Here is a 4,225-nt window from a genome sequence, read left to right as displayed (position 1 = left end):
TAAAGGCTGTTACAACTTAAATTGTAACAGCCTTATTGAATTTGGCTCCTCCTGCTGGACTTGAACCAGCGACATATGGATTAACAGTCCACCGTTCTACCGACTGAACTAAGGAGGAATAGTGGTGCCCAGAGGCGGAATCGAACCACCGACACGGGGATTTTCAATCCCCTGCTCTACCGACTGAGCTATCTGGGCAACGTCTTAGTGGTGCGTATTAAACGTTTTTTTGGCCTTCAAGTCAACCACTATTTTGAAAAAAATTTCTTTTTTTCGTACGTTAGCCGTTTTTATGTCCAAAACGAATAAAATTAATACTAAAGCACCACGAAAACAAGCAAAATTAGCGAATTACCCGATAACTTTTTTGTGCTTTATCAACTTTAATTAAGTAGTTTCTCGCCTGTGCTGAAGGGTGTTTCGTTGTTAAAATACGATACACTTGCTCAGGTAATAAGCGATTAATCTTATTTACAGCAATATCTTTATCTTCATCAAAGATCCGTAATACTGCACCTGCACCACCGTTATAAGCAGAAATAACGGCAAAACGTCTTGAGGTAGGATCGGTAATCCCCGCTAAATATTTATTTTGTAATAGCCATAAATAAGAAACACCTGCATCAATATTCTTATACGGATCAAATAAATATTTCTTCGACGGTACACCACTTCTGCCTTTCATTTGGAACACATCTCGACCAGCAGTTTGCGGAACAATTTGCATCAATCCCATTGCATTAGCATAGCTGATCGCATATGGGTTAAAGCTGGATTCTGTTTGCATAATACCGAGAATTAAACTTTCATCAATGTTGTAATGTCTTGCAGCTTTACGAATAAATGGAATATATTTTTGGGCACGAATTGCTACATGGTTAGCAATCATTTGAATCACCACAAACTGCACAATATGTCCATTACTTAAACGACGACTCTGTAATTTATTATTAATCAAGTAATCTGCAAATGCAGAGGCTACCGCAATATTCGGAATTTGAGCACCTTGATGATCTAATACTTGTCCTAATAAGAATGGACGAGAACTAATCGGTACGTCACCATCGGCAAATAAATCTATACCATTAGCATCAGATCCCATTAATAATGTATGTACAATCGCATTTTTTAAGCGTGCTAAACTGGTTTGCGTTTCAATGGTAATCACACCTTCATCAAAACTAACATGGCTACGTGTATAGTATCTATCTGTATATTTAACGTAATCCTTTCTGCTTGCTACCAATAACTCGTTTACACCCCAAATACGATCAATATTATGCGAGAACTGTCCAGTGAGGATATCTAACGCACGGGTATCTTTAGCAAAAGCATCATCATAATCAATGCCATCGTTATAAGATGAACCACATCCCACTAAAAATAGTGCGAGTGCTGAGATAATAAAATATTTTTTTGCTTTCATATTTGATTACTTTGAAGGAGGAACATAACCTTCGATATGAACATCCTTACCTTCAAATAGGAAATTCACCATCTCTTGCTCTAATAATTTACGATGTTCTGGATTCATCATATTTAATTTTTTTTCATTCACTAGCATAGTCTGCTTTTTTAACCATTCTGACCACGCTTGCTTACTGATTGAATCAAAAATACGTTTACCTAATTCACCCGGGTAAAGTTGGAAATCTAAGCCTTCTGCTTCTTGCTTTAAATACTCACAAAAAACGGTTCTTGCCATAACATTATCCTTATTTCATTTGTTTAATTGCTAAATTTGCCGATAACTGACGCAGCAAATTTTTAACCGGTGTTGCCAAGCCAATTTTAGGTGGCGAAAAATCCGCTAGATCATACCAATATTCACTTTCATTTTGTACTCTCTGTTTATATTCTGCACAATTTTCTGCAACATTTTTATTCTCTAACGATAAACTGCTTAAATTCGTTACCACCATCGGGTGAATATCTAAGTGAAAATGACTGAAGGTATGGCGAAATATTGGTAATTCATCAACAATTTGTATTTTATTTTGTTGTACAAAACTCTCTAAATCATCCCGATTTTCAAATTGCGGAAAACAATAGAGTCCGCCCCATAATCCTTCTGCTGGACGTTGTTGCAATAATACCTGCGTACCTTGCGTCCATAGTAAAAAATAACTTTCTCGTTCTGGTAACGCTTTTTTGGGTTTCTTTCCTGGAAATTGAGACCAACTCTCCTCATGGTATGCAATACAATTTTTCGCTAATGGACATAAACTACATTTAGGTTTAGTACGGGTACAAACCGTTGCTCCTAAATCCATCATTGCTTGGTTAAACGCGGTGACTTGTGATTGAGGCGTGACCATTGCACTTTGCTGCCATAACTGTGTTTCAACCGATTTTTCACACGGCCAACCTTCAATCGCGAAATGGCGAGATAAGACACGTTTCACATTACCATCTAAAATTGGATATGGCGCATCAAGACAAGATGACAAAATTGCGCCAGCTGTGCTTAACCCAATACCAGGTAATCCAAATACCTGCTCAAATCTTGTTGGAAAATCACCTTGATACTGATCTCGAATTATTTGTGCAGCACGGTGTAAATTTCTAGCTCTGGCATAGTAGCCTAAGCCTGTCCATAAATGTAATACCTCATCTAATGGGGCATTAGCCAGCGATGTAATCGTAGGGAATTGTTGAATAAAACGCTCAAAATAAGGAATAACGGTTACAACTTGAGTTTGTTGTAACATAATTTCTGACAACCAGACTCCATATAAGGACTTATTCACTTGCCATGGTAATGTCTTACGTCCATATTTTTCATACCAAGACAACACTGCACTTGCAAAAGGCGCATCTGGCGTTGATTCAGCTAGCCACATAAAAACTCTTCTAAATAATGAATGAAACGTGCGAGTGTACCATAAGGAATTTGATTAAAACATAACAAAAATGGCAGATTATCAGGTAAAATACACGCCGTTTTAATTGTAGAACCTTGTTGGATTTATCTTATTTTATGCAAGAAAATGCTTTAAATAATATTGCTGAACAAAAACGCAAAACGGTTAACACACCAGAATTTACGGAAGATGGACGCTATATGCGTAAAATCCGTAGTTTTGTATTAAGAACTGGGCGTTTAAGTGAAGCACAAAAACGTGCAATGAATGACAATTGGGATGATTTTGGTTTAGAACATCAACAAGATCCTTTTGATTTCAAAAAAATTTTTGGCAATGAAAATCCTGTTATCCTGGAAATTGGATTTGGTATGGGACGATCACTAGTTGATATGGCAAAGCAAAATCCACAATCTAATTATCTTGGAATTGAAGTGCATACGCCTGGCGTAGGGGCTTGCATTGCTTATGCATTAGAACAACAAGTCACGAATCTCCGTGTCATTTGTCATGATGCCATTGAAATTCTTAACGATAATATTCCTAAGAATTCATTAACTGGTTTACAGCTCTTTTTCCCTGATCCTTGGCACAAAGCAAAACACCATAAAAGACGCATCGTCCAAACTCCTTTCATTGATCTTATTATGGAGAAACTTAAGCCAGAAGGATTTATTCATATGGCGACAGACTGGGAAAATTATGCTGAACATATGCTAGAAGTATTAAGACAACAGCCAAAATTGCGTAATACTTCTCTCACCAACGATTATATTCCACGTCCAGACTTTCGACCATTAACTAAATTTGAACAACGTGGTCATAAATTAGGTCATGGTGTTTGGGATCTTTATTTTGTTAAAAATCAATAGTCCAAAAGGAGGATAATATGGCATATCAACGTAATCGCAGACAACGCAAAAAAATGCACATTGATGAATTCCAAGAACTAGGTTTTCTTGTTAAGTGGCAATTTGCAGAAAATACGTCTGTAAGTGAAATTGATCAAGTTGTTGATCGTTTCATTGATGAAGTAATTAAACCAAACGGTTTAGCTTATGAAGGAAGCGGTTATTTACATTGGGAAGGTTTAGTTTGCTTAGAAAAACTTGGTAAATGTGATGATTCTCACCGCCAATTAGTAAAAACTTGGTTAGAACAAAATGGACTTTCACAAGTTGAAGTTAGTGATCTTTTCGATATTTGGTGGGATTTCCCTGTCGCTGAATAAACTTTACGAATTAAAAATTGTCACTTTGAAAGTGGCAATTTTTTTATATTACTTTTTGTTCTCTATTCTCAATATTACGCTCTGTAAACTGAAATATCGTAAACAACAAGCATAAATCCCAAAATTATTT

General features: G+C 36.4%; 5 protein-coding genes and 2 tRNA genes. 2 read left to right on the top strand and 5 right to left on the bottom strand.

The window, feature by feature from the left end:
* Window positions 1-42: 42 nt before the first annotated feature.
* The 5 genes from PF272_RS01140 to mutY form a co-directional block, all read right to left on the bottom strand.
* Window positions 43-118 (bottom strand) — tRNA-Asn (locus tag PF272_RS01140).
* A gap of 4 nt (window positions 119-122) precedes the next feature.
* Window positions 123-198: transfer RNA gene (locus tag PF272_RS01135), tRNA-Phe, on the bottom strand.
* A 145-nt stretch (window positions 199-343) separates the two neighbouring features.
* Complete coding sequence (gene mltC / locus PF272_RS01130; RefSeq protein ID WP_271141324.1) at window positions 344-1,426, bottom strand: membrane-bound lytic murein transglycosylase MltC; 1,083 nt, start codon at window positions 1,424-1,426, stop codon at window positions 344-346.
* A gap of 6 nt (window positions 1,427-1,432) precedes the next feature.
* Window positions 1,433-1,705 (bottom strand): oxidative damage protection protein, encoded by a 273-nt coding sequence (locus tag PF272_RS01125; RefSeq protein ID WP_065238226.1) that lies wholly within the window; start codon window positions 1,703-1,705, stop codon window positions 1,433-1,435.
* Window positions 1,706-1,715: 10 nt separating this feature from the next.
* Entirely contained in the window at window positions 1,716-2,843 is a 1,128-nt protein-coding gene (mutY, locus tag PF272_RS01120) for an A/G-specific adenine glycosylase (RefSeq protein ID WP_271141323.1), read from the bottom strand.
* 137 nt (window positions 2,844-2,980) lie between these two features.
* On the opposite strand from mutY, the gene trmB reads away from it, so the two are divergent.
* A complete protein-coding gene (gene trmB, locus PF272_RS01115) occupies window positions 2,981-3,736 on the top strand; it encodes a tRNA (guanosine(46)-N7)-methyltransferase TrmB (RefSeq protein WP_065234703.1) in 756 nt (251 codons plus the stop codon).
* A 17-nt stretch (window positions 3,737-3,753) separates the two neighbouring features.
* Window positions 3,754-4,095 carry a YggL family protein gene (locus PF272_RS01110; RefSeq protein WP_065234704.1) on the top strand — a complete coding sequence of 114 codons (342 nt, stop codon included), beginning with the start codon at window positions 3,754-3,756 and terminating at the stop codon, window positions 4,093-4,095.
* Window positions 4,096-4,225: the final 130 nt, after the last annotated feature.

Origin of the sequence: Gallibacterium faecale, assembly GCF_027920745.1 — a bacterium.
Lineage (GTDB): Bacteria > Pseudomonadota > Gammaproteobacteria > Enterobacterales > Pasteurellaceae > Gallibacterium > Gallibacterium faecale.
The sequence above is the reverse complement of the archived record's forward strand: the minus strand, read 5'-3'. Positions and strand labels throughout refer to the sequence as shown.

Coding starts and splice junctions, on each gene's coding strand:
- mltC (WP_271141324.1), bottom strand. CDS start 1,426: ATGAAAGCAAAAAAATATTTTATTATCTCAGCACTCGCACTATTTTTA.
- PF272_RS01110 (WP_065234704.1), top strand. CDS start 3,754: ATGGCATATCAACGTAATCGCAGACAACGCAAAAAAATGCACATTGAT.
- PF272_RS01125 (WP_065238226.1), bottom strand. CDS start 1,705: ATGGCAAGAACCGTTTTTTGTGAGTATTTAAAGCAAGAAGCAGAAGGC.
- trmB (WP_065234703.1), top strand. CDS start 2,981: ATGCAAGAAAATGCTTTAAATAATATTGCTGAACAAAAACGCAAAACG.
- mutY (WP_271141323.1), bottom strand. CDS start 2,843: ATGTGGCTAGCTGAATCAACGCCAGATGCGCCTTTTGCAAGTGCAGTG.